The organism is Actinokineospora inagensis DSM 44258 (assembly GCF_000482865.1).
Lineage (GTDB): Bacteria > Actinomycetota > Actinomycetes > Mycobacteriales > Pseudonocardiaceae > Actinokineospora > Actinokineospora inagensis.
This window is the reverse complement of record NZ_AXWW01000025.1, coordinates 33,343-57,933: the sequence shown is the minus strand read 5'-3', so window position 1 is coordinate 57,933 and position 24,591 is coordinate 33,343. Positions and strand designations below refer to the sequence as shown.

The window sequence follows — 24,591 nt, the reverse complement described above, 5'->3', positions numbered from 1 at the left end:
CCGTAGGCTGGAGCGGTGCTCGCAGTCGTGCCTCCCCCGGTGACCGTCCGGGTTCCGTCCAAGGTCAACCTGCATCTGGCCGTGGGGGACCTGCGGCCGGACGGGTACCACGACCTGGCCACCGTCTTCCAGGCGCTGTCGCTCACCGACGAGGTGACGGTCGCGGTGGCGGACGAGCCGGGGGTCGAGGTGCACGGCGAGGGCGCGGACGCGGTGCCGACCGGGGCGAGCAACCTGGCCTGGCGCGCGGTGCAGGAACTGGCCCGGCACGTGGGTCGGGACGCGGACGAGCCGAAGGTGCGCATCGTCATCCGCAAGGGGATCCCGGTGTCCGGCGGCATGGCGGGCGGCAGCGCGGACGCGGCGGCGACGCTGGTCGCGCTGGCGTCGTTGTGGCGGCTGGAGATCGGGCGGGACGAACTGGCCCAGGTCGCCGCGAAGCTCGGCAGCGACGTGCCGTTCGTCCTGCATGGGGGCACTGCTCTGGGGACCGGCCGCGGCGAGCAGTTGGTGCCGGTGCTGACCCGCCACACGTACCACTGGGTGCTGGCGTTCGACCGCCGCGGCCTGTCGACCCCCAAGGTCTACGGCGAACTCGACCGGCTGCGCGACGAGGGCGACCCGCCGCGCATCGGTGGTGTCGAACCGGTGCTGGAGGCCCTGGCCACCGGCGACCCGCGGCAACTCGCGCTGCTGCTCGGCAACGACCTGCAGGCCGCCGCCGTCTCGCTGCGCCCCGGACTGCGCCGCACGCTGCGCGCCGGGGTCAACGCGGGCGCGCTGGCGGGCACCGTCTCCGGTTCCGGCCCCACCTGCGCTTTCCTCTGCGAGGACGCCGACGCCGCCCTCCGCGTCGCCGCCGAACTCTCCGGCGCGGGCGTCTGCCGCACCGTCCGCGTCGCCCACGGCCCCGTCCCCGGCGCCCGCGTCATCACCGGCGACGACGCGCCGCGGACCATTCCCCCACCCGAAGCCCACGCCTGACCCGCGTCCCCGGCTCCTCGCGCGCGAGTTGTCCACACCCCCTCCGGCTTTCCACAGCCCACCTCGCCCCACCCTGTCGATCACCGCAAGCCGGTAGACTGGCACCGGGGTCGCCCCCCGGGAAGGGTGGGGGCCGCCCGGAGGGCTAGGGGCGGGGCAGCGGTTTGTCAAGGGGTGGCGGCGGGGGTGTGGGTTGTTGCTGGGAGACGGCCACCGGCGGGGCTCAGCGTGATGGGGCGTCGAGTGGTCGTTCGGGGTGAGCTTGCGGTGTCGGGCGAGGAGTTCAGCCGTGCGGGCTGTTTGACGAACCTTGTGCTGGGTGGTTGATCGGGGCAGTGCGGGCGCGGACATGGTGGTCTTGCTGACGGTGTCGCGCCGCGGAGCAAGGTCGGGGAATGAAACCGGCCGCCCACGGGAGAGTGGGCGGCCGGGGGGCGTCGGGTCAGGCGGCGATGGCGGCGGTGAGGGTGGGCTGTTGGCGGATGACGGCGCCGCGGGTGGTGAGCCAGGTGAGGGTTTCTTGGGCGTGCGGGCCGGTGAGGCCGACCAGGAAGCGGGCGACGGGGGTCTCGCCGACGCGGGTGAGGCCGCCGCCGAGGATGGCGATGGGGGTGGCGAAGCGGGCGGTGGCCTCAGGGAGGAGGGCGCCGACGGCGGCGAAGCCGATGAGGGTGATCTCGGCGGAGCGGTCGTGGCCTGCGGTGGCGCCCTTGGGGGCGTCGATGGCGGGGAGCAGGGACTGGGCGACGTGGCTGGTCGGGTCCTGGACCAGGGTCAGCAGGTTGCCCGCCTCCTGGACCCGGCCGCCGTCGAGGAGGGCGACGTCGTCGGCGATGCGGCGGATGACGCCGGTGTCGCTGGTGACCACCAGCACAGTCGCGCCGAGCTCGGCGCGGGCCCGGTCGAGGACGGTGAGGACACCGGCGGCGGCGTCGGCGTCGAGGGACCTGGTGGGGTCGTCGGCGAGCAGGAGGCCGGGGTCGCCGACGAGGGCGCGGGCGACCTCGATCCGGGCGCGCTGGCCGGGGGTGAGGGTGTCGGGGTAGTGGGCGGCCTTGTCGGTGAGGCCGATCAGGTCGAGCAGCTTGCCGACCTTCTCGCGGCGCTGCGGGCCATCGACCCCGGCCTGCTCGAGTGGCAGGGCGATGTTCCCGGCGGCGGTGCGTTGCGGCAAGAGGTCGCCCTGGGTGACGACCCCGATTCGTCGGCGGGCGGCGCGCAGTCTGCGCGGGTCGAGGGCCGCGGTGTTGAACCCGTCGACCCGGATGACGCCGCTGTCCGGGCGTTCCTGCAGGGCGATGAGGCGGGCCAGGGTCGACTTCCCGGACCCGGCGGGTCCGACGACGCCGGTGATGGCGCCGGTCGGCACGTCCAGGGTGACGTCTTCGAGGGCGACGACGGGGCCTGCGTTGCCCCAGAAGGACTTGCTGAGGTTCTCGACGGTGATCACAGTGCTACTCCAAGCGGGCGCGCGACGGCATACCGCGAACCGGTCGGTCCACAGGGGACAGTCCGGTGCGGAAAGGGTGGCGAAAGACGTGGTGCTACGCGGAAATCAGCTAGCTACGCACATCGGTCGACATGCCGTCACGGTTCGCCTGCACTGGTCGATGACCCGCCGCGTCGTGAGGATCGGCATCCGCTCTCAACTCCTCCATCGCTCCTGGCGGTAGCACCTGCCCACGGTGGGTGGTTGCTGCGGCGTCAACGAGCCAGGTCTCTCAGCCGCTCGGGATGGAATGCCCACAGAGTAGACCTGACGCGGACCACCAAAATCAAGCACCGGAGGGCAAGACGAGGTCACCCCGTTCCACACATCACACCGGGGGAGTAATCCGGGCAGGTCAGCCCTACGACACCCGAGTGAACGCCTGGGCTATTCGGACGAAGTCGCTTACCGACAACTGCTCACCCCTTACCGCCGGGTCAACCCCCGCGGATGTGAGCACCGCCTCGGCTTTCGCGGGTGAACCGGCCCAATCGGACAGTGCGGCGCGCAGCGTCTTCCGCCGCTGCGCGAACGCGGCGTCGACCACGCGGAACACGGCGGCCCGGTCGACCCCCGTCGGGCTGGGGCGACGGGTGAGCAGGACCAGCGCGGAGTCGACGTTGGGTACCGGCCAGAACACGCTGCGCGACACCGTGGCGACCCGCCGGGCCTCGGCGTACCAGGCGACCTTGACGCTGGGCACCCCGTACACGCGGCTCCCGGGTCCCGCCGCCATCCGGTCGGCGACCTCCGCCTGGACCATGACCAGCACCGTGCGCAGGCTCGGCAACTCCGCGAGCAGGTGCAGCACGACGGGGACCGCGACGTTGTACGGCAGGTTCGCGACGAGGGCGGTGGGTTCGTCACCGAGCTCGGGGCGCGTGACGCGCATGGCGTCGGCGTGGACGACGGTGAGGCGGTCGGCCGTGTCCGGGGCGCGGTCACCGACGGTGTGGGGAAGTCGGGCGGCCAACACGGGATCAAGCTCGACGGCGACGACGGAGGCGCACGCGGGCAGCAGCGCGAGGGTCAGGGAGCCGAGGCCGGGGCCGACTTCGAGTACCCGGTCGGTGGGAGCGAGGTTCGCCGTGGTGACGATGCGGCGGACGGTGTTGGGGTCGTGGACGAAGTTCTGGCCGAGCTTCTTGGTGGGGCGGATGTCGAGATCGGCGGCGAGCCTGCGGATGTCGGCAGGGCTGAGCAGCGCCGGGGTCATTGGGGGGAGGGTACGGGATTGGGGGGAGGGGGTTCTTGGCGGGAGTGGGCTGGGACTCGGGTGTGGATGGGTGTTCCACATGTGAGTGGTGTGCCATACGCGAGTGGGGTGGGGGTTGTGGATCGGTGTTTGTGGATGGAGGTTCCACAGGGATGTGGGTGGGTGATCCACAGGGGGTGTGTGTTCTACAAGGGGGTGTGGATGGGTGTTCCACAAGGGGGGTGGGTGTGCACAGGGGCGGGTTGTGCGGGGGTGTTGGTGGGGGGATCTCTCGTAGGCTGGATTCGGGGGGTGCATTTTTGGGGTGCCGGGTGACTGCTTGTCGCCTTCGGCGACGCCGCTGGATCGCGCCAGATTTTCGCGGGCTGTGCCCGCTGGGGTGAAGTTGTTTTGTTTGGGGCCCCTGTGCGGTGGCCTGGGTAAGGCTAAAAGGCGGGGCCACTGGAAAGCGTGGCCTTACCCGCCAGCCGGCTTAGGCCACCGCCTCCCCCAAACAAAACAACTCCACCCCAGCGGGCAGTTGGTATCGGCGGGTTTCGAGGCGCGCGGGGTGGGTTGGCGGCCGTCGTCGATGTAGGACGGGATTTGAGGCGCGCGGGCAGGCTGGCGGGCTTTGTCGATGTAGGACGGGATTTGAGGCGCGCGGGGCGGGCTGGCGGGCTTTGTCGATGTGGGGTGGGGTGTTTCGAGGCGCGCGGTGTTGGTTGGTCGTGGTGGGTTGTGGTGCGGTGGTTTGTTGGGGGGCGGCGCGGGGTTGGCGGGCTGGTGTTGCCTGAGCTACTGCTGGGTGAGGTGGGATATTTCTAGGTTTTTGTCAACTTGACTGTTGGTATCTGAAAAGTCGCTGCGCGATGGGGTTCAACAGAAAAGGCGGTCCCCAAGGGATGGGGACCGCCAGTGGAAAGAAGAAAAGTGGGGGGTCAGGTGGGGAGGCCGAGCTTGGCGGCGCAGGCGGGCCAGGCGCTGTAGCCGCCGCGGGCGTCGCGGACCTTGGTGGCGATGGCGATTTGTTGTTCGCGGGTGGCCTGGCTGGGGAGGGGGGCGTAGGCGCCGCCGCCGTTGGAGAGCCAGGTGCCCTTGTCGAACTGGAGGCCGCCGTAGTAGCCGTTGCCGGTGTTGATGGCCCAGTTGCCGGTGGCCTCGCAGTGGGCGAGGGAGTCCCAGACCGAACCGTCGGAGATGACGGGCTGGGGGGGTTTCTTGGAGCCGACCTTGATGATCTTGGGCTTGGGGTCGACGAGGGTCTTGGCGCCGATTTCCTCGCGCTTGACGACCTTGCCGTCCTTCTGGGTGATCCGGTAGGTCACCATCCGCTGGCCGGGGGTGCCGGGGTCGACCACGGTCTGGGTGCCCTTGTCGGCGTCCGGGTCGTCGACCGTCTGCACGGGGGCGTCGACCGGCTCGGCCTGGTTGATGACGGTGACCCCGGTGCGGCTGATGTGGATCTCGGCGCCGTCCTTGAGGCCCGGGTCGGTGCCGGACTGCAGGGCGTCCTGCGGGCCGAGGGACAGCTTGAGCTGGTCGAGCAGCTCCTGGACGGTCACCGCGGTGGTGTGCACCGGGGAGGGGGCGTTGCCGCCGTCGTACAGGGTGACGGTCTTCGGGGTCTTGATCTCGACGGTGAGGCCGGAGAGCGGGACGGCGGCGTCGGCGGCCGCGGACATCCAGGAACCCTCGGGAAAGGCGGTACCGGCCTGGCGCAGCGCCTCGCCGAGGTTGTCGGCGCGGACCCAGACGTCGCGCTGGGCACCGTCGACGGTCAGGTGGAGCTGGCGGCCGCGCTGCAGGACGATCTTGCCGTCGTCGCCGATCTGGGCGTTGGGCGACGGGCTGAGCGAGTCGTGCGGGCCGACCTGGACGCCGTCCTCGGCGAGGACCTCGCCCACCGTGTCGGCGTAGGTGTTGACCCGGTGGGCCTGGCCGTCGACCTCGACGGTGACCGAGTTGTTCATCGCGATCGCCGCGCCGCCGCCACCGATGAGGGAGACGAGGACGGCCGCGATGGTGGCCTTGAGGAAGGTGCCCTTCCACCGCTTGACGGCGGCGATGAGGCCGGGGGCCGGGGCGTCCGGGTCGGTGACCTTGAGCGGCTGCGGCGCGGCGGACAGCTCGTCCGGGAGGGCGGGCAGCACGGTCGTCTCGGCGTTGATGAGCCGGATCAGCTCGTCGACGTCGACACCGGCCGTGGCCATGATCTCGTCGGCCTGCGGGCCGAGTGCGTGCCGGACGTCCTGGTCGGTGATGGCCAGCGAGGACGAGTAGCCGGACTCGTCGAACTCGCGGCGGACGTCGTAGAAACCCGTGGACTGGGCGTCGGGGAAGTTCGGCAGGCTCGGGAACTCCGACTGCCAGGCCCGGAAGTCCTCGTCGAGCTCGGTGCCACCCGGCGCGGCGACGGGGGTGAACCAGTCGGTGTCGGCGAAGAAGCTGTCGTTCCCGGGGCGGTCGAGACCGCCGCGCTGTTTACCGCTCACAGGGTCGATTCCTCCAGCGGGCGCGGGCTCCGGCCCCAGCACGGGCGTGGCTGTCGGTCGGGTCTTGCCACCGGCGTCCACTCCCTCTCGTGCTCGGCCGCTCTCGCGCCTCGTGTGTGTCCGACGACCCGTAGCGCGCCACCCCGACGTGCTCGCTGGCTGACTGCGGGCCGACTCGGGGCTGGTGCCCCTAGTCGTACGGTCACGGGACAGTAACGAGGGGAGGCGGGTTGCGCAAACACATCGAGCGATCTCGTGAGTCCTGTCACACCCCTGTCCGCGATTCGCCATCCCCCGATCATCGCAATTTCTCACCGTTGGTCAGGTCCGATGTCACGGAGCGGAGTCGGAAGAAGCGGTCAGCGGTCGTGGACACCGCGCCGGCCAGTTCCGCGACGTCGTCGCCGCGCAGCGCAGCGATCTCCCGCAGCGTGTAGGCGGCGCAGTAGGGCTCGTTGGGCCTACCGCGGAACGGGTGGGGGGTCAGGAACGGCGCGTCGGTCTCGACGAGCAACTGGTCCCGGGGCACGAACGCGGCGGCCTCGCGCAGCGGCGCGGCGTTGCGGAAGGTCACCGGGCCCGCGAACGACAGCAGGTACCCCCGCTCGACGCACTGCCGCGCGTAGCCGAGGTCGCCGGAGAAGCAGTGGAAAACGACCTTTTCCGGCGAACCCTCCTCGGTGAGGATCCGCAGGATGTCGTCGTGCGCGTCGCGGTCGTGGATCATCAACGGCTTGCCGACGCGTTTGGCCAGGTCGATGTGCCACCGGAACGCCTCGTGCTGGGCCTCGGGCGGGCTGTAGTCCCAGTAGTAGTCGAGGCCCGTCTCCCCCACCGCGACGACCCGGGGCTCGCGCGCCAACCGCTCGACCTCCGCCTTGTCCGCGTCGGTGAACGACGCCGTGCGGGTCGGGTGGACGGCGACGGCGGCGAACACCCGGCTGTCCCAGGTGGACGCCTCGGCCGCCCACCGCGCCGACGCGAGGTCGTCGGCGACGGTGATCACCCGGTCGACGCCGACCGACGCGGCCCGGTCGACCATTGTGGACACGTCGGCGGAGTCCTTGGCACCACAGGCGTCCAGGTGGGTGTGCGCGTCGACCACCGGTACCGGGAGTGGCTCCGGGACCGGTGGTCGCTCACCGCGGCGGGGGGTCACTTCTGGATCGGCGCCCACTCGGGACCGGTCTCGCCGAGCTCGGGGTCGAGCTTGGCGAACAGCGGCACCGGCTTGTCCAGCGGCCTGCCGACCTCGATGTCGACCGACTTCCACGCGGCCTGCTCGCCCGCGTAGTCACCGGTCAGCACCGGGTACCGGATCGACGGGTCGTCCAGGTCGTCGACCTCGCGGACCTCCGGCTGGGCCGCCCACACGCCGGTACCGCCGAGCGCCTCGTGCACCTTCTGCGCCGAGTGCGGCAGGAACGGGGTGAGCAGCGTGTTCGCGTCGGACACGACCTGCAGCGCGGTGTGCAGGATGGTGTCGCGGCGGTCCGGGTCGTCCTTGCGCTTCCAGGGCTCCTCGTCGGACAGGTACTTGTTCGCCGCGCCGACCACCCGCATCGCCTCGGTGGCCGCCGCCTTGAACCGGGACCGGCGCAGGTTGTCGCCCACCGTGTCGAAAGCGGCCTTGGCCAGCGCCTTGAGCTCCGCGTCCGCCGCGGTCGGGCTGGTCGGCTTCGGCACGGCGCCGACGTTCTTGTGCGCCATCGAGATGGACCGGTTGACCAGGTTGCCCCACTCGTTCGCCAACTCGAAGTTGGTCCGCCGGACGAACTCGTCCCAGGTGAAGTCCGTGTCCTGGTTCTCCGGGCCCGCGACCGAGATGAAGTACCGCAGCGCGTCCGGGCCGAACTCGCGCAGGAAGTCACCCACGTAGATGACGGTGCCGCGCGAGGTGGAGAACTTCGAGCCGCTCATGGTGAGGAACTCGCTGGAGACGACCTCGGTGGGCAGGTTCAGCGCGCCGAACCGGCCGGGGGTGCCGCCCTTGTCGCCCGCCCCGTTCTGGCCGAGCAGCAGCGCGGGCCAGATCAGCGAGTGGAAGACGATGTTGTCCTTGCCCATGAAGTAGTAGCCCTGGGCGGACGGGTCGGTCCAGAACTGCTGCCACGCGTCCGGGTCGCCGGAGCGGCGGGCCCACTCGACGCTGGCCGACAGGTAGCCGATGACCGCGTCGAACCACACGTAGAACCGCTTCATCGGCAGGTCGCGCCAGCCGTCCAGCGGGATCGGGATGCCCCAGTCCAGGTCGCGGGTGATCGGCCGCGGCCGCATGTCGTCGATCAGGTTCTGGCTGAACTTGAGCACGTTCGGCCGCCACTCCGAGCGGGTGGACAGCCACCGGCCCAGCGTCTCGGTGAACTGCGGCAGGTCGACGAACAGGTGCTCGGTCTCGACGAACTTCGGCGTCTCGCCGTTGATCCGCGACCGCGGGTTCTTCAGGTCGACCGGGTCGAGCTGGTTGCCGCAGTTGTCGCACTGGTCGCCGCGGGCGCCGTCGTAGCCGCAGATCGGGCAGGTGCCCTCGATGTAGCGGTCGGGCAGGGTGCGGCCGGTGGACGGGCTGATGGCGCCCAACTGGGTCTGCGACTGCACGTAGCCGTTGCGCCAGAGCGCGAGGAACAGGTCCTGCACGACCTGGTAGTGGTTGCCGGTCGTGGTGCGGGTGAACAGGTCGTAGGACAGGCCGAGCCCGTGCAGGTCCTCGGCGATCACCCGGTTGTACTTGTCGACGAGCTGGCGGGCGGTCAGTCCTTCCTTGTCGGCCTGGACGAGGATCGGCGTGCCGTGCTCGTCGGTGCCGCTGACCATGAGCACTCGGTGGCCGGACATGCGCATGTAGCGGGAGAAGACGTCCGAGGGGACACCGAATCCGGACACATGACCGATATGGCGGGGGCCGTTGGCGTAAGGCCAGGCCACCGCGGTCAACACGTTGGCGCTCATGGGCCACTAGCGTACGGAGCCCGGCCCGAGCTGGGCCATCGGGTTACACGCGGCGCAGAGCGGTGGCCGACAGTTGCTGGTGAACAGTGCCGCGACCACCCGCGCAAACGCTTGCAGCCATCATGGCCGTCGTCCGGAGGCTTAAGACAGGTCTGCCCGCATCAGGTAGACGTTGTAGGGGGACCACTGCGACATCGTGAAGTGGATGACCGGGCCGTGTGCGGACGCCGGGTGGAGGAAGCCGCCGTAGAGGCCGGGGTAGTCACGGCCGGTGGCCAGCACCTCGGGTTCGCTCCACGGTCCGGTCAGCTCGTCCGCGCGGCGCAGGACCAGGGCGGCAAGGGCCTCGTCGAGGTGTACGGCCAGCCATTGTCCGAAGTGGACAGAGTAGATGACGGACAGCTCGGCGACGTTGCCGAGCAGCACCGGGGTCGCGCGCAACTCCTCGCGTGGGTACCAACCGGCGCCGTTCCAGTAGTCGTAAGAGCGGAGGTTTAGTACGTCGTTCTTGGGCACTCGGGCGAGGCTGGCGCCGTTCCATCGACCGTTTTGTGTGCCTAAGAGGTAGAGGTAGTCGTCGGCGAGGGCGAAGGCGCCCATTTGGAACGGGTGGTCACGTTCGGCTCTGTTGGGCCATCTGGCGCCTACGGGCTTGTCCCAGGTTTCGCCGTCATCGGTGGAGACAGCGATACCGCCGTAATTGGTGGCCCACCGGCCTCGGCTGCCCCACGCGTGCACTGACATGTAGTGCAGGTAGTGCGTATCCCCTATCGCGACCCCCGAGCACGGGATGACGGTTTCCTCGGTGCCGTAAGAGTCGCGGTCGAGGATTTGACGGGCGTGGCCGTTGGGTCCGGCGATGACGTAGTCGAACTTGAGGCCGTTGTCCAAGTCCTCGTCGGTGGATACGGCGAGGAAGTTGCACCGCCAGTCGCTGCCCTCGGACGGACCGGCGCCGTCACCGCACCAACCGTGGCCATAGGTGTCGCCGAAAGCCACGAACGTGCGGCCGCCGCCCCCGTCCCACATGACACCGAGGTCCGTGGCGTGCACGCCGAACCGCGCCGCCGTGTCGTTGACCGAGCCGTGCCCGGTTATCCGCTCGACCAACTCCGCTGCCATGCTCGACTCACTCTCATGCCCGACTGACGGCCGCGTCGTACAGGGCCTTCTTGCTCATCCCCGTCGCGGCCGCGACCTCGGCGGCGGCGTCCTTGAGCCGGGTGCCCTCCGCCGCCAGCGCCCTGACCCGACCGACCAGGGTGTCCAGGTCCAGTGTGCGCGGCTCGGCGCCCGCCAGCACGACGGTGATCTCCCCGCGCACCCCGTCCTTGGCCCATTCGGCCAGTTCGGCCAGGGTGCCGCGCTTGACCTCCTCGTACGACTTGGTCAGCTCCCGGCACACCGCGGCCCGCCGCTCGCCGCCGAGCACGTCGACCGCGTCCGCGAGCAACGCGTCGATCCGGTGCGGCGCCTCGAACAGCACCGCCGTCCTCGGCTCGTCGGCCAAGACCTGCAGCCACTTGCGCCGCTCCCCCTGCTTCCGCGGCGCGAAACCCTCGAAGCAGAACCGGTCACACGGCAGCCCGGACAACGCCAACGCCGTCGTCACCGCTGACGGTCCCGGTAGGCACGTCACGGGCAGGTCGGCCTCGACGCACGCGGCGACCAGGCGGTAACCGGGGTCGGACACGCTGGGCATGCCGGCGTCGGTAATGAGCAGAACGGTTTGACCGGTGCGGATAGCGTCAACGAGCGCGGGCGCCCGAGCGGTCTCAACAGCGTCGTAGAAGCTCACGACCCGACCGACCGGAGTGACACCGAGCGCCACAGCGAGCGACCGCGCTCGCCGTGTGTCCTCAGCCGCGATCACATCCGCCGACCCCAACGCCTCCACCAACCGCGCCGAGGCGTCCCCAACCTCACCGAGCGGGGTCGCCGCCAACACCAACCGACCGCTCACACAACTCCTTCGACAACAGACCTGACCGGCAGCGCGCGCCAGTCGACCGGGAACATCCAGACCGGCACCCGGTACCGCAGACGCCGCGCTGCCCAGCGGGAGAAGAAGTCGCCGTTGTGGTCGACCTCGCCCGCGCGGAACCGCAGTCGGCCCCGTCGGTACTCCTGGAAGTCCACCCAGTGGTAGGTCAGGCGGAATCCGTTGGCCACGTACTCGCAGCCGTCCTCGGTGACCGCCAACCACTGGCGGCGAGCGTTGACCGCACCGATCACCAGCCACATCACCCCGGTGAACCCGATGGCGATGGGATCCGGGCGCGGCAGGACCAGCAAGACCGCCGTGGTTACCAGGGCCAGAACCGCACCGAGCCCCAGCACGATGCTCCAGCGCGGGCGGTAGGTGGTCACGGTCGAAGGGTACTCGCCCAGGTCACGCCGGATCTCGGGAAGCGGAGACGGCCAACTCGGTGATCAGGTCGGCGGATTCCGGTGCGGGCAGCGCGGCCGCCGCGATGCGGTCCCAGGCGTGGCGGTGGGTTTGGACGGCGCTGTCGTCGTCGAGGAACAGGGTGCGGGAGCGGTGCTCGGTGTAAACCAGGGACCGGTCCTCGGCGAAGTCCATCAACAGGAACGACCCCTCCAGCCCGGGGTGGGCTCCCGCCGCCATCGGCACGACACGGACCACCACGTGCGGTTTGCGGTTCAGCTCCGCGAGGTGCCGCAGTTGCGCGGACGCCACGGCCTGGCCGCCGACCGGGATGCGCAGCGCGGCCTCGCCGATCAGGGCGTGCAGTGACGGCGGTCGCTCCCGGCTGAGGATGCCCTGCCGGGCCAGCCGGGCGGCGACCTTGCCGTCCAGTTCGACGTCGCTGGGCCGGACGGCGGCGGTGTCCCGGATCGCGGCGCGCGCGTAGTCGGCGGTCTGCAGCAGGCCCGGCACCAGGCCGCCGTGGTGGGCGCGCAGGGCCAGCGCCTTGGACTCCCAGTCGATCAGGGTCTGCCACTGCTCGGGCAGGCCGCGGCCGTGCACCTGCACCCAGCCCGGCTCAGCGGCCCGGCGGACCAGGTCCAGGATCTCCTCTTGGCGCGGCTCGGGCACCCGGTAGAGGCCCAGCATGGCCTGCACGTCGCGCAGCCGCAGCCCGCTGCTGCCGGTCTCCACCCGGCTGACCTTGGCCTGGGACAGGCCGAGCCGGGCGCCGACCTCGCCCGTGGTCAGCCCGGCCTGCTTGCGCAGCCTGCGCAGCTCGCCAGCGACCTGCCGCGACCTGATGGTCGGCCGTCCAGGAGGCACCGTGCACCCCGCCCGTGTGTTGACCCGCGGTCCCGTCGAGCGCGGCTGATGATCCTCTTGTACCGTGCCTGAACTGGGCAAACAACTACACGATCAGTTGATCCCACGGCGGCGGCCGGACTGCGACCCGGCCCGATCGAGGAACTTCCGACGCGGATACCACACCGGTCCGCCTACGATCTCCCCCCGTGAGCGCCCTGCTAGCCCAAGACGAGGCCAGCCGCACCCTGTCACCCGACCAGGTGACGCCGGACGCGGACCCGATCGAGGCCACCCGCGCGCGGCTGGTGGGCACCCCGCTGCCGACCGACCGCCTGCGCGGCTGGCTGGTGACCGCGTTCGTCGGCGTCCTGGCCGCGATCGTCCGGTTCCAGAACCTGGGGTTCCCCACCGACAAGGGGACCCCGGTCTTCGACGAGAAGCACTACGTGCCGCAGGCGTGGCAGATGCTGCGCAACGGCTGGTTCGAGGACAACCCGGGGTACGAACTGACCGTGCACCCGCCGCTGGGCAAGGTCATGATCGCCATCGGCGAGGCCCTGTTCGGCTACAACGGCTGGGGGTGGCGGTTCACCGCGGCGCTGTGCGGCGCGCTCATGGTCGTCATGGTGGTGCGGATCGCGCGCAGGTTGACCCGGTCCACGCTGCTCGGCGGGATCGCGGGCATCCTGCTGATCGCGGACGGTGTGTCGCACATCCAGTCCCGGATGGGCATGCTCGACATCTTCCAGGCGTTTTTCGTGCTCGCCGCGTTCGCGTGCGTGCTGCTCGACCGCGACCTGGTGCGCCAACGGCTGATGCGGGCTGTCGAGGCGGGCTGGGCTACCGAGTCCCCTTACGGCCCCCGGCTCGGGGTGCGCTGGTGGCGTCTCGCTGGTGGGGCGCTGTTGGGCCTGTCCTGTGGGGTCAAGTGGTCAGGTCTGTACTTCATGGCCGCCTACTTCCTGCTCACGATCGTGTTCGACCTGACCGCGCGGCGGGCCGTCGGCGTGCGGCACCCGTGGTGGGGGACACTGCTGCGGGACGCCCTCCCCGGGCTGCTGGCGTTCCTGGCCCTGCCGATCGTGGTCTACGTGGCCTGCTACGCGCCGTGGTTCGCCAGCGAGACCGGCGTCTACCGGCACCGGGTCGAGACCGGTGGCACCGACGCGTGGTCGGTGGTCAAGGGCGCGGTCGGGTCGCTGTTCCAGTGGCACGAGAAGGTGCTCGACTTCCACGAGCACCTGGTCACCAGACCCGAGTCGCAGCACCCGTGGGAGTCCAAGCCCTGGGTGTGGCCGATGAGCCTGCGGCCGATGCTCTACTACTACGAGGGCGGCACCACCGCCTGCGGCGAGGCCAAGTGCGTCTCCGCGACGATGCTCATCGGCACGCCCGCCCTGTGGTGGTTGTCCCTGCCGATGCTCGGCTGGGGTCTCTGGCGGATGTTCAGCCGGTTCGACTGGCGCTGGGCCGCCGTCGTCACCGCGTACCTGGCGGGCTACCTGCCGTGGTTCCTGAACCTCGACCGGCAGATGTACTTCTTCTACGCCACCCCGATGGCCGCGTTCCTGGTCCTCGGCATCACGCTCGGTCTGGGGCACGTGCTGGGGAAGGCGACCGACGGGCCGGAACGCCGTCGTACCGGCCTGCTCGCCGTCGCGCTCTACGTGGGCCTGGTGGTGGCCAACTTCGCCTGGCTGTGGCCCATCCTCAACGGCGACTCGATCACCGAGTGGCGTTGGCAGGCGGAGCTCTGGTTGCCGTCCTGGCGGTAGGCCTGCTGGAGGGCGGCCAACTCGGCGGCCACCCGTGCCCGGTCGCGATCTTCGACGTGGCTGCCACCGGCCGGTTCCCGGGTGCGGACGTGGTTGCGGTTGAGGCCGTAAGTCACCGCTGCGACCAGGGTGACCAGCACTAACACTGTTGTCATGGCACTAAGTTTGCGTTGGCGGATTTACTGCCAACAGTGGCAGTTCTGACCTTGTGCGATAAAATCCTGCCAGCTACTCTTCTCGGCATGTTGAAGACCGTGGCCGCCGTGCTGATCGACGGCGTGGCCCCGTTCGAGTTCGGCGTGCTGTGTGAGGTGTTCGGCACCGACCGGACCGAGGACGGCGTGCCGCCGATCGAGTTCCGTGTGTGTGGCGCGCAGGCAGGCGTGCCGGTGCCCAGCACCGTCGGCGTGCCGTTGATCCCGCCGAACGGTCTTGACGCGTTGATCGGCGCGGACCTGGTAGCCGTACCAGCCACCAGAATCCGTGAGCACTACCCGCCGGTGGTTCTAGAGGCGCTGCGGGAGGCCAACCGGGCGGGCAGCACCATCCTGTCCGAGTGCAGCGGCGCGTTCGTCCTCGGCGCCGCGGGCCTGCTCGACGACCGCGCGTGCACCACCCACTGGCGCCACGTGAGCGAGTTCGCCGAGCGCTTCCCCCGCGCGCGGCTCAACCCGGACGTCCTCTTCGTCGACGACGGCGACATCGTCACCAGCGCGGGCACCGCCTCGGGCATCGACGCCTGCCTGCACGTCATCCGCCGCGAACAGGGCTCGGCCGCCGCCACCGCCATCGCCCGCCGGATGGTCGTCCCCCCGCAGCGCGACGGCGGCCAACGCCAGTACGTCGAACTCCCCATCCCCGAGTGCTCCGCCGACAGCCTGCAGCCGGTGCTCGCGTGGATGCTGGAGAACATCGCCGACGACCACAGCGTCGCCGCCCTCGCCCAGCGCGCCCGGATGTCCGAACGCAGCTTCGCCCGCCACTTCGTCGCCGAGGCCGGGACCACCCCGCACAAGTGGCTCTCCACCCAGCGCGTCCTGCACGCCCGCAGGCTGCTGGAGCAGACCGCGCTCCCGGTCGACGAGGTCGCCCGCCGCTGCGGCTTCGGCAGCGCCGCGCTCCTGCGCCACCACTTCCAACGCATCGTCGGCGTCGCGCCCAAGGACTACCGCCGCACCTTCGCCGACCAGGCGGGCTGACCGGGCTCAGTCGACCGACCTGGCCTCGTAGCGGTCCTTGATCTCGTGGTTGAGGAAGGCGCCGAGGCTGGGCGCGGACGCGAACTGCCAGTACAGCTTCTTCGGCACGTCCAGGTACTGGTAAACCCGCCCGTTGTGGAACTCCACCTCCAGCACGCGCGCGTCGGCGTCGTAGCCGATGGCGGCGACGCTGGTGGAGGCGACCGGTCTGCGGTCCACGGTCAGGTCCCGGGTGGGACGCGGCCGGGGGGCTGGTTCGCGTTGTACCGCACCGGTTCCGGGCGGGTGGGGCAGTCCATGGGCGGCCTCCGTCGCGTGCGCCTGGGACCACCATGCCACCAAAGCGGGCCCGTCGTGGCCGTAGGGCGCACGGGGACGGCTCGATAGACTGGCCGTGGCGACCGCCACCACAACCCCGGCACCGGCTGTGGCGTCCTGTGGACAACCGACCGGGTTCCGGTCGCGGTTCGCCTACCCTGGAGCCCGCGTGTGCCGGGGAACGGCCGGTGGAGAGAGGAGCTGGGGACGCGGTGCTGGAGCTGGCTGCCTCACTGCTGTCCTTCGCGCACAGCATCTTCGGGCCGGGCATCTGTCCGGGCGACTGGGTGTGGGCGACGGGCACGGCTGGCGCGTTGATCGCGTTGTTCCCGGTGCTCGGCACGGTGATCATCGCCCTGGTCCGGAAGTTCACCGGCAACACATACAACGCGGCGACGCTCACCGCGTTCGGCGTGGTGGGCGGGGTCACCGCGTTCCTGCTGCCGTGGCTGCTGTTCAACGGCGTCAGCAGCGTGTTCCGCAGCCTGTTCACCGGCGACGGCGAGGTCGCGCTCAGCGGCGTCGAGCTGCGGTCGTTCCACGAGGGCACCTGCTGGGTGAGCGCGCAGGACCGGTATCTGGGTGGCGGCGCCACCGGGTACGAGGTGCTGTTCCACCCGTTCGAGTCGTGGCCGCTGTACCTGCTGCGGATCGGCGCGCTGGTCGTGCTGCCCGCGGCGAGCCTGCTGTTCGTCATCCTGCAGGTCCGCGCGGCGACGCGGCGCGGTCCGCGCTGGCCGGGCAGGCTGGTGTGGGTGCCGTTCGCGGTGATGGCGTTGCTGAGCCTGCCGGTTGAGGCGAACACCGCGGGCTACCTGTGGCTGGGGTTCCTGCCGATCAGCGTGTTGGGGTTGATTCCGGTGTACGTGATCGGGCCGCCGAGTTGGTCCACCGTCGAGCGCAACTACCAGCGGCCCGAGTCGGGGCCGCCGCAAGCCCAGCAACAGCAGCCGCCGGGGCCGCCGCCGTACGTGCCGCCGCCTCCGGTGCCGCCGTATGTACCGCCCGCCTCGACGAGGAAGGCGCCGTTCGGGGCACCGCCGTTACCGCCGCGCCGCGAGCCCGAGCCGGATCGGGCGCAGTTGGCCGCCGATCCGGGGCCGTTGCCGTTCACGCCGCGAGGGGCGAAACCGCCGCCTCCGCCGGTCCGGCCTGCCGGGGGGCGTTTCCGCAAGGTTCGCGCGCTCGGGCATGGCGGGTTCGGGACGGTGTGGCTGGCCGTGGACACGCAACTCGACCGGACTGTGGCGGTGAAGACGGCGCACGCTCCGGACGCGGAGACCGAGGAGCGGATGCTGCGGGAGGCGCGCGCGCTGGCCGCGGTGCACCACCCGAACTGCGTGCGTGTGTACGACATCGTGTCCGAGCCGGATGGGCTCGGGCTGGTGATGGAGTACATCGAGGGGCAGCCGCTGGCCGACCGGGTCACCAAGGGTGGGCCGTTGGACGACGTGTCGGTCGCGCGGTTGTGGATCACGATGGCGGGGGCGTTGGCGGCGGCGCACGCCAAGGGGGTGCTGCACCGGGACGTGAAGCCGTCGAACATCATCATCGATCCGGACGGGAACGCGCACCTGATCGACTTCGGGATCGCGCGGTCGAAGGGGGACTCGACGCTGACGGCGACGGGGATGATGGTGGGGACACCGGACTTCCTGGCGTCGGAGACGGCCGCGGGGGAGAACGCGACTCCGGCTTCTGATGCCTGGCAGTTGGCGGCGACGGTGAGCTATGCGTTGACCGGGAAGCCGCCGCGGGGGAATCGGGAGAACGCGATGGCTGCGTTGATGGCTGCGGCCAAGGGGGAGCGGTTATCGGAGCTTCCGTTGCATAGTGCGCATCGGCGGCTGCTTTATGCGTCGCTTGATGCGGATCCGGCGCGGCGGCCTACCTTGCGGACGGTGGCGCGGGAGTTGAGTGATTGGTTGGCGCGGGAGGGGCATACGGAGACGGGGCCGGTGACGCAGATTGTTCATCGGAAGGCTATTGGGGATGTTGATCGGACTCGGCCGATGCGGTGAGTTCACTGGGCCTGGGGGACTGCTTGTCGCCTTCGGCGACGCCGCTGGATTGCGCGGGTTTTCGGGCTGTGCCCGCTGGGGTGAAGTTGTTTTGTTTGGGGCCCCTGTGCGGTGGCCTGGGTAAGGCTAAAAGGCGGGGCCACTGGAAAGCGTGGCCTTACCCGCCAGCCGGCTTAGGCCACCGCTCCCCCCAAACAAAACAACTCCACCCCAGCGGGCAGTTGGTATCGGCGGGTTTCGAGGCGCGCGGGGCAAGTGTGGGGCTTCGTCGATGGGGCCGGGGGTTCCGAGGCGCGCGGTGCGGGGGTGGCGCTTCGTCGATGCGGGGTGGGTTTCGAGGCGCGCGGGGCCGGTTGGTCGTGGCGCTTTATCGCGGGCGGATTTGGTTTGTTCCGAAATAGAGTGAAGGCCCGGCGGGATGCCGGGCCTTCGGTTTAAGTCGTGAGGGTGTCCCTGTTACTCCGCTGCGTTGGGTTGGGCGGCGGCGACCTGGGCGTGGACCTCGTCCATGTTGACGGCGCGGACTTGGCCGATGAGGTCTTCCAGGGCGGGGGCGGGGAGGGCGCCGGGCTGGGCGTAGAGGACTACGCCGTCGCGGACGGCCATGACGGTGGGGATGGAGGTGATGTTGAAGGCGGCGGCGAGTTGCTGCTGGGCCTCGGTGTCGACCTTGGCGAAGACGATGTCGTCGTGCTTGGTGGAGGCGGCGTCGAAGACGGGGGCGAACTGGCGGCAGGGGCCGCACCAGGAGGCCCAGAAGTCGACCAGCACGGTTCCGCCACCGCCTACGACCTCGTCGAAGTTCTCGGTGGTCAGCTCGACCGTTGCCACGGGGCCTCCTCAGGGGGCGGGGTTCGCCAAGGTGTTCGGAGCTACAGCGGTACCAACGAGCCGGGATGGGTAAACATTCCCGGGTGGTGCCACCAGTCGCGGGACGTGGCGCGTGGGTACCTGGTCATTCGGCCTCCTGGGTTGGGGCGACCAACGTTAGGTGCGACACCGTTGCAGTCGGGTTGCACGGGCTGCGGCGGGCGGTGGCGGGACCGCACCATCGGGGTGATGAGTGAGCCGACGCGACACCACCGCGTAGTGGACGAGGCGCCGCCGATCGCGTACGCGGCGGATGACCTGGTGGAACTGCGGGCCGGGCACCCGCTGGCGGGGGTGCTGCCGGTGCTGCGGGCGACGCTGGTCGACATCGCCGACGAGGCCGAGCACGTGATGGTCGTGGCGGACGCGGCGGCGACCGTGCTGTGGCGGGAAGGGCGGTCGGACGTGCGGAACCGTGCGGACGGGATCGGGCTGACCGAGGGTGCTCGGTGGAGTGAGCAGACGGCCGGGACCAACGCCATCGGGACGGCCTTGGCGGCGGACGCTCCGGTCGCGGTGCACGGGGTCGAGCACCAGGCGTCGGCCGCGCACCCGTGGACCTGCGCGGCGGCTCCGATCCACGACCCGGACACCGGTGCCGTGCTGGGCGTGGTCGACGTGACCGGGCCCGCGCACACCCGGCATCCCACGACACTCGCCCTGGTCACGGCCGCCGCCCGGCTAGCGGAGGCCGGTTTGCGTGAGCTGATGACTACCCGCGACGAGCGCATGCGGCAGCAGTACCGGCTCCAGGATGGTGTTGCTCTGCTGAGTTCGACAGGCAGGGTTATCGCGGCTGAGGGCTGCGGGCTGTTGCCCGCCCGGATTGACCTGACGGCGCCCACCGGGGCTCTAGAGCCCATCGCGGGGGGCTACCTGTTCCACGCTCATGCTCGACAGCGGCATCTGCGTCTGGACTTCCTCGGCGCTGATAGCCCTGTCGCGGTACTGGACGGCGTGCTCACCCCGTTGTCCATGCGGCACGCGGAGATCTTGGCGTTGTTGGCCATCCACCGAGATGGGCTTACCGCCGATCGGCTCGCTCTCGCGCTCTATGGCGAGTCGGGCAATCCGGTTACCGTGCGCGCCGAGGTCCACAGGCTGCGTGCGGCTACCGGCATTGTGCTCACCCGGCCCTACCGGCTGTCGGCAGAGGTAACGGCGGACTTCCTGGAACTCCCCCACCTCATCAGGTCGGGCAAACTGCGGGAGGCTGCTGCTCGCGGGCCGCTGCTGCCGCGCTCGGACGCACCTGAGATCCGCGCACTACGAACCGAATTGGTCACCGCGGTGCACCGCGCCGTCATCGACACGGGAGACCACGAGGACCTTTGGACGTTGGTCCAAGGCCCTACCGGCTCATCGGACCTGGAGGTCGTGCAAACGCTCTTGGATGTGCTGCCACGCACGGATTCCCGGCTACCGATCATCCACGCCCGGCTCACGCGCCTGTTGGCTGACTCCGCCTGACTCACCCAACCGCGCGCGGATGGCGGTAAGAGCGCGGTCGTAGTGGATGTTGGCGTTGGTGAGAACGCCGTCGTGGTTGGCGGCGCGGCCGAAGGCGTTCAACTCGAAGGCGAGCTGGGCGACGTCAGTGTCTTCGGGGAGGTGGCCTTCCTCGACGGCCTCGGACGCGAGACGCTGCAGCAGGTCCATCCACACCTGCCGCCACTCGACCACGACGTCGTGCACCCGGCCTTCCCGCGCGTCGAACTCCGCGGTGACCGCCGAGAAGAAGCAGCCGCCGGTGAAGACCCGGCCGCGGGAGAAGGCCATCCACCGCTCGAACAGGGCCAGCAGCCGGGGTTTGCCCCTGGGCATCTGGAACGCGGGCCGCAGCACGTGCTCGGTGAAGATCTCCTCGGCGAACGCGATGGTGGCCAACTGCAGCTCCTCCTTGGAGCCGAAGTGGGCGAAGATGCCGCTCTTGCTCAACCGCAGGTCGGCGGCCAGCCCGCCCAGGGTCAGCCCGTCGAGGCCGGACACGGTGGCCAGGTCGACCGCGCGGGCCAGGGTGACGCGGCGGGTGTGGATGCCGCGGGCGTGTCGTCCGTCCACGCGAAACAATGTAGACGGTCGTGCCGGGTTCTGACACTATTTGACCGATCGTTCGAATACTCCTGGAGGGGACTCGTGGACATCAGGGACCTGGACCGGCGCGCGGTCGAGTCGACCGGCGCGATCGTCGCCCGGCTCACCGACGCCCAACTGGACGCGCCAACGCCGTGCGAGCGGTGGACCGCCCGAGACGTGGTGGCGCACATGAACGACAACAAGCGCAGGCTCCTCACCCGGCTCACCGGCGGCGCCCCGGAACCCACCGGCGACGTGCGGGCCGAGTTCGCCCACCTGGGCGCGACGCTGGCCAGGGCGCTGGCCGACGAGTCGGTGCTGGACTTGCCGATCGAACTGCTCGGCAAGCCGTACACCGTGGGGGTCGCGCTCGGCGTGCACTTCTCCGACACGCTCGTGCACGGCTGGGACCTCGGTAGCGCCATCGGCCTCGACGTCCGACTGCCCGAAGACCTGGTGGCGGCCGTCTCCAAGGTCATGTCGCAGTTCCCCAACGACGGCACCATCTGGGGGCCAGACGGTCTGTTCGCCGAACAGTTGTCGGTTCCCGAAGGCGCGACACCGCAAGAGCGGATGTTGGCGTTTACCGGCCGCCCGGCACAGTGGACTCCGGCAAGTACGTCGTAACCGTCACCGAGCCGGTAACCGTGACCGGTTCCGGCAACGCCAACACCTGCGCGGTGATGGTGTCTGCATCGGTATGAAACGCCGTAGGACCCATACCGACCAAGGCTGCGGCATCACGATGGGACAAGGTCATCGTGAACTCGCGCAACACGCGGTTTTCCTCGGTGAAGTAAGGCGCGAGCCGCGTGGAGACCTGTTCACCCTTGCCCGCCGCGACCGTCAACATGTCCACTGTGGACATCAGCTCGCCCAGGTGGCGTTCGGTCGGCGCAACGACGACGAGTCGGCCGGATGGATGCAGGACCCGGTGCAGTTCAACGGGATTACGTGGAGCGAACACGTTCAACGCAAGACCCGCCGAGCCTGTCCGCACCGGTAGCGGCTGCCAGGCGTCGCACAGGACAGCGCCAAGTCGCGCGTGCGCCCGAGCGGCCCTACGCAACGCGGGTTTAGCCGCGTCCAATGCGATGCCAACGCGATCGGCGCGCGCGTCGAGAACGGCGGCCAGGTAGTGCCCGATACCCGCGCCGACGTCCAACACACACCCGGGACCCGGTTCAACCGCGAGCAGTTCGCGAACGATCGAGGCGTAGTGGCCCGCGCCGAGGAACGCGGCCCGCGCCTCGATCATCGCGCCGGTGTCACCGGTGAACGAGGTCGCCGCGCGCAACAGGCTCACATAGCCCTGTCGTGCGACGTCGAACGTGTGCCCGTCGGCGCAGCGCAACGATGAACCGATTTGCCCAAGGGCGCCGCCGCAGTGCGGGCAGACCAGGTACGGCAGGACGTCGGCGAGCACGCTAGGCGCGCAGGTCGGCCAACGCCGACTCGATGGCCCGGTGGAACGTGGGGTACGCGTAGATCATGCGCCGCAACTGGTCGACCGGGATGCGCGCGTGCACGGCGAGGACAAGAGCGCCGAGCACCTCACCCCCGGTCGGACCGACCGACGTGGCCCCTACGAGCACGCCCTGGTCGGCATCCTCGACCAGCTTGATAAGCCCGTCGGCCTTGTGCAGGAACCCGCGCGTGGACGACGACAACGGGGTAAAGCCCGTGCGCACGTTAAGACCGGCGGCGCGCGCAGCAGCCTCGGTAAGGCCAACAGAGCCGATTTCCGGGTCGGTGAAGGTGACCCTGGGTACGGCGTGGTACTCGGCGCCGGGGTTCTCCTCGCCCAGGATGTCGGCGGCGGCGATGGCGGCCTGGTACATCGACATGTGCGTGAAGGCGCCCCTACCGGCGATGTCGCCGATCACCCATAGACCGTCCGCGGCGCGCATGTGCTCGTCCACGGTGACCCCGCGCGCGGACTCGTCGAGCCCGTAGGCGCCGATCCCCAGCTCGGCCAGGTCGGACTTGCGGCCCGCCGCGACCAGGACCTGCGCCGCGGTGATCGGCTCCGCGGCCGCCAACTCCAGGGTGAACCGCTCGCCGTCGTGGCGCACCGAGGTGATCTTGACGCCGGTCCGCACCCGGATGTCCTCGGCGGCGAACCGCTCGGCGAGCAGCGCGCCCGCCTCGGGCTCGTCCTGGGGCAGCAGCCGGTCGTTGGACTGCAGCAGGGTCACCGCCGCGCCGAACCGGGCGAACACCTGGGCGAACTCGCAGCCCACCGGACCGCCACCGATCACCACCAGCGACTCCGGCACGGCAGTGGCCCGGACCGCGTCCCGGTTCGTCCACACCGGAGTGTCCGCGAGCCCCGGCACCGGCGGGACGGCCGGATCGGTGCCCGGGTTCAGCACGATGCCCCGGCGGGCCCGCACCACCCGGTCCGCCACGGCGAGCAGCCCCGGCTCGGTGATCTTCGCGCGGCCGCGCACGACCTGGACCCCGGCCGACTCCAGCCGGTCGACGGCGGCCCGGTCGTCCCAGTCGGCGGTGATCTCGTCGCGCACCCTGGCCGCGACCTTGCCCCAGTCCGGGGTGACCTGCGCGGTCCCGGCGAGGTCGGGCACCCGGCGGGCCTCGGCGAGCACGTCGGCGGCGCGGATCATGGCCTTGGTCGGCACGCACGCGTAGTACGGGCACTCGCCGCCGACCAGCCGGGACTCGACGCCCGCGACCGCCAGCCCGGCCTGGGCGAGCCTGGTCGCCAGCGCCTCACCGCCCGGACCGAGGCCGACCACAGCGACGTCAACGACCAACTCAGCCACGTCCACCAACTCCTCGACTCGACTCCGGCACAACCCCAGCACGTAGTACCCGGCCGCGCAGGGTCAACACAACCACGACCGGGGCGGCGAGCACCGCGGCGATCACGTACGAGTTGCCGAGGAGGATGTCCGCCGCCGTCCACCTCAGTTCACTCTTGGCACCGCTGGGAACCAGGCGGAACTGCCACCCGGTGAACACGACGGCCACCGCCACCAAGGCCCACCAGTTCCGGCGCGTGATGAGGTAACCGATGAACGGTATAACCCACACCCAGTGATGCGTCCAAGACACAGGGCTCACCAACAGGCCGACAGCCGCGGTCACCAGTAGCGCGCCCAGGTTGTCGCCGTCGCGGTGCAGCCGCCGCACCAGCAAGGCCCCCACGGTTAACGCCACCAGCGAAGTGACTGCATAGAGGGCCAGTGCGGAATGACTTTCACCGGTCAATCGCTGGAAGATGCCGTTGAGGGACTGGTTGCCGATCCAGGAGTTGGTGGTGGCGTCGTTGCCGTCGATAAGAGCGTTGGTCCAGAAATCGACGGTGTCGCGCGGTAGGACCAACGCGGCGATCAGGTTGAGTGCGACAAAGGTCCCGAACGCGCGCGCCGCGTCGGCCCAACGTCGAGTGAGGGCCAAGTGCGCCACGAAGATCAGCGGGGTGAGTTTGACCGCGGCGGCCACTCCGATCAAGAAGCCGGCACCCTTGCGGCCACGCAACAGCAGGACATCGACCATCACCATGGCCATGAGCAGCAGGTTGACCTGCCCGAGCCCCAACGACCGCCACACCGGCTCCAAGACCAAAGTGGACAGCAGCAACGCGCCGAACCGCCAGCCGGACCGCAGTCTTTCCGGCAGACTTTCCCGGAACGCGAACCCGAGCGCGAGAGCCGACAACGCGGCCAACAGACCCCAACCCAACTGCGACGGTAGGGCTGTCAGCGGGAGGAACAACAGACCGGCGATAGGCGGGTACGCGAAGGGCAGCGGCGGCGCCCACGAGTCCTCTGTCGTAAGAGGCGCGTAGAGAGAGTCACCGTGCAAGAGGGTCAACGCGCCTGCGCGGTAGACAGAGCTATCGACGCCTAGACCACGGTCCGCGTACCAGTAGGCGACAGCGAGCACGACAAACGCCCCGGCCATCACCAACGCGGCGTGCGGCACCCGTCGCGCAACCCCCATGCGGTCACCCTAA

The 24,591-nt window shown here is 70.0% G+C and carries 21 protein-coding genes and 1 riboswitch; of the genes, 6 read left to right on the top strand and 15 right to left on the bottom strand.

What is annotated here, in order from left to right:
- Positions 1-15: 15 nt before the first annotated feature.
- A complete protein-coding gene (locus H504_RS0110640) occupies positions 16-984 on the top strand; it encodes a 4-(cytidine 5'-diphospho)-2-C-methyl-D-erythritol kinase (RefSeq protein WP_026422760.1) in 969 nt (322 codons plus the stop codon).
- 442 nt (positions 985-1,426) lie between these two features.
- On the opposite strand, the gene H504_RS0110635 is transcribed toward H504_RS0110640, so the two are convergent.
- The 9 genes from H504_RS0110635 to H504_RS0110595 all read right to left on the bottom strand — a co-directional run bounded on the left by H504_RS0110635 (position 1,427) and on the right by H504_RS0110595 (position 12,368).
- Complete coding sequence (locus H504_RS0110635; protein ID WP_026422759.1) at positions 1,427-2,434, bottom strand: methionine ABC transporter ATP-binding protein; 1,008 nt, start codon at positions 2,432-2,434, stop codon at positions 1,427-1,429.
- Between the two features lie 201 nt (positions 2,435-2,635).
- Positions 2,636-2,725: riboswitch (SAM riboswitch) on the bottom strand.
- A gap of 109 nt (positions 2,726-2,834) precedes the next feature.
- Positions 2,835-3,689: a 16S rRNA (adenine(1518)-N(6)/adenine(1519)-N(6))-dimethyltransferase RsmA gene (gene rsmA, locus H504_RS0110630; protein WP_035303940.1), complete on the bottom strand. Its 855-nt coding sequence runs from the start codon at positions 3,687-3,689 to the stop codon at positions 2,835-2,837.
- Between the two features lie 920 nt (positions 3,690-4,609).
- On the bottom strand, positions 4,610-6,163 hold the full coding sequence (locus H504_RS43600; protein WP_026422757.1) for a resuscitation-promoting factor: 1,554 nt from the start codon (positions 6,161-6,163) through the stop codon (positions 4,610-4,612).
- A 298-nt stretch (positions 6,164-6,461) separates the two neighbouring features.
- Positions 6,462-7,322: a TatD family hydrolase gene (locus tag H504_RS0110620; protein WP_026422756.1), complete on the bottom strand. Its 861-nt coding sequence runs from the start codon at positions 7,320-7,322 to the stop codon at positions 6,462-6,464.
- Positions 7,319-9,112 carry a methionine--tRNA ligase gene (metG, locus tag H504_RS0110615; RefSeq protein ID WP_026422755.1) on the bottom strand — a complete coding sequence of 598 codons (1,794 nt, stop codon included), beginning with the start codon at positions 9,110-9,112 and terminating at the stop codon, positions 7,319-7,321. Before metG ends, H504_RS0110620 begins: the two co-directional genes overlap by 4 nt.
- Positions 9,113-9,253: 141 nt before the next feature.
- Complete coding sequence (locus H504_RS0110610) at positions 9,254-10,234, bottom strand: glycoside hydrolase family 183 protein (protein ID WP_026422754.1); 981 nt, start codon at positions 10,232-10,234, stop codon at positions 9,254-9,256.
- A gap of 13 nt (positions 10,235-10,247) precedes the next feature.
- Positions 10,248-11,075, bottom strand: coding sequence for a 16S rRNA (cytidine(1402)-2'-O)-methyltransferase (rsmI, locus tag H504_RS0110605; RefSeq protein ID WP_035303938.1), 828 nt, complete (start codon positions 11,073-11,075; stop codon positions 10,248-10,250).
- Positions 11,072-11,482: a hypothetical protein gene (locus H504_RS0110600; RefSeq protein ID WP_026422752.1), complete on the bottom strand. Its 411-nt coding sequence runs from the start codon at positions 11,480-11,482 to the stop codon at positions 11,072-11,074. The genes rsmI and H504_RS0110600 overlap by 4 nt, the downstream gene beginning before the upstream one ends.
- Positions 11,483-11,504: 22 nt before the next feature.
- Complete coding sequence (locus H504_RS0110595; RefSeq protein WP_026422751.1) at positions 11,505-12,368, bottom strand: helix-turn-helix domain-containing protein; 864 nt, start codon at positions 12,366-12,368, stop codon at positions 11,505-11,507.
- Positions 12,369-12,556: 188 nt separating this feature from the next.
- Here H504_RS0110595 and H504_RS0110590 point away from each other — a divergent pair, with 188 nt between their 5' ends.
- Positions 12,557-14,125: a dolichyl-phosphate-mannose--protein mannosyltransferase gene (locus H504_RS0110590; RefSeq protein ID WP_026422750.1), complete on the top strand. Its 1,569-nt coding sequence runs from the start codon at positions 12,557-12,559 to the stop codon at positions 14,123-14,125.
- A gap of 242 nt (positions 14,126-14,367) precedes the next feature.
- The gene (locus tag H504_RS0110585; RefSeq protein ID WP_026422749.1) at positions 14,368-15,324 is read left to right on the top strand and encodes a GlxA family transcriptional regulator; all 957 of its coding nucleotides are present in this window, start codon (positions 14,368-14,370) and stop codon (positions 15,322-15,324) included.
- Positions 15,325-15,330: 6 nt separating this feature from the next.
- Here H504_RS0110585 and H504_RS0110580 read toward each other — a convergent pair whose 3' ends face one another.
- Positions 15,331-15,543 carry a KTSC domain-containing protein gene (locus H504_RS0110580; RefSeq protein WP_026422748.1) on the bottom strand — a complete coding sequence of 71 codons (213 nt, stop codon included), beginning with the start codon at positions 15,541-15,543 and terminating at the stop codon, positions 15,331-15,333.
- A 287-nt stretch (positions 15,544-15,830) separates the two neighbouring features.
- Here H504_RS0110580 and H504_RS0110575 point away from each other — a divergent pair, with 287 nt between their 5' ends.
- Positions 15,831-17,663, top strand: coding sequence for a serine/threonine-protein kinase (locus H504_RS0110575; protein ID WP_026422747.1), 1,833 nt, complete (start codon positions 15,831-15,833; stop codon positions 17,661-17,663).
- A 456-nt stretch (positions 17,664-18,119) separates the two neighbouring features.
- Here the strand turns inward: H504_RS0110575 and trxA are convergent, their stop codons facing one another.
- On the bottom strand, positions 18,120-18,494 hold the full coding sequence (gene trxA, locus H504_RS0110570) for a thioredoxin (RefSeq protein WP_026422746.1): 375 nt from the start codon (positions 18,492-18,494) through the stop codon (positions 18,120-18,122).
- Positions 18,495-18,722: 228 nt separating this feature from the next.
- On the opposite strand from trxA, the gene H504_RS34400 reads away from it, so the two are divergent.
- Positions 18,723-20,003: a GAF domain-containing protein gene (locus tag H504_RS34400; protein WP_157440332.1), complete on the top strand. Its 1,281-nt coding sequence runs from the start codon at positions 18,723-18,725 to the stop codon at positions 20,001-20,003.
- Here the strand turns inward: H504_RS34400 and H504_RS0110560 are convergent.
- Positions 19,953-20,594, bottom strand: a complete 642-nt coding sequence (locus H504_RS0110560) for a TetR/AcrR family transcriptional regulator (RefSeq protein ID WP_211239298.1) — start codon at positions 20,592-20,594, stop codon at positions 19,953-19,955. The two genes, H504_RS34400 and H504_RS0110560, sit on opposite strands and share 51 nt — an antisense overlap.
- 75 nt (positions 20,595-20,669) lie before the next feature.
- Between H504_RS0110560 and H504_RS0110555 the strand changes: the two genes are divergently transcribed.
- The gene (locus H504_RS0110555; protein WP_026422744.1) at positions 20,670-21,236 is read left to right on the top strand and encodes a TIGR03086 family metal-binding protein; all 567 of its coding nucleotides are present in this window, start codon (positions 20,670-20,672) and stop codon (positions 21,234-21,236) included.
- Here H504_RS0110555 and H504_RS0110550 read toward each other — a convergent pair.
- From H504_RS0110550 to H504_RS34395, 3 genes are read right to left on the bottom strand one after another with little or no spacing between them, the layout of a single operon-like run.
- Entirely contained in the window at positions 21,193-22,035 is an 843-nt protein-coding gene (locus tag H504_RS0110550; RefSeq protein ID WP_026422743.1) for a putative RNA methyltransferase, read from the bottom strand. The two genes, H504_RS0110555 and H504_RS0110550, sit on opposite strands and share 44 nt — an antisense overlap.
- A 1-nt stretch (position 22,036) precedes the next feature.
- Positions 22,037-23,395, bottom strand: coding sequence for a dihydrolipoyl dehydrogenase family protein (locus H504_RS0110545; protein WP_026422742.1), 1,359 nt, complete (start codon positions 23,393-23,395; stop codon positions 22,037-22,039).
- The gene (locus H504_RS34395) at positions 23,388-24,578 is read right to left on the bottom strand and encodes a glycosyltransferase 87 family protein (RefSeq protein ID WP_084467529.1); all 1,191 of its coding nucleotides are present in this window, start codon (positions 24,576-24,578) and stop codon (positions 23,388-23,390) included. Before H504_RS34395 ends, H504_RS0110545 begins: the two co-directional genes overlap by 8 nt.
- Positions 24,579-24,591 lie beyond the last annotated feature (13 nt).

Coding starts and splice junctions, on each gene's coding strand:
- rsmA (WP_035303940.1), bottom strand. CDS start 3,689: ATGACCCCGGCGCTGCTCAGCCCTGCCGACATCCGCAGGCTCGCCGCC.
- metG (WP_026422755.1), bottom strand. CDS start 9,112: ATGAGCGCCAACGTGTTGACCGCGGTGGCCTGGCCTTACGCCAACGGC.
- H504_RS0110610 (WP_026422754.1), bottom strand. CDS start 10,234: ATGGCAGCGGAGTTGGTCGAGCGGATAACCGGGCACGGCTCGGTCAAC.
- H504_RS0110585 (WP_026422749.1), top strand. CDS start 14,368: ATGTTGAAGACCGTGGCCGCCGTGCTGATCGACGGCGTGGCCCCGTTC.
- H504_RS34400 (WP_157440332.1), top strand. CDS start 18,723: ATGAGTGAGCCGACGCGACACCACCGCGTAGTGGACGAGGCGCCGCCG.
- H504_RS34395 (WP_084467529.1), bottom strand. CDS start 24,578: ATGGGGGTTGCGCGACGGGTGCCGCACGCCGCGTTGGTGATGGCCGGG.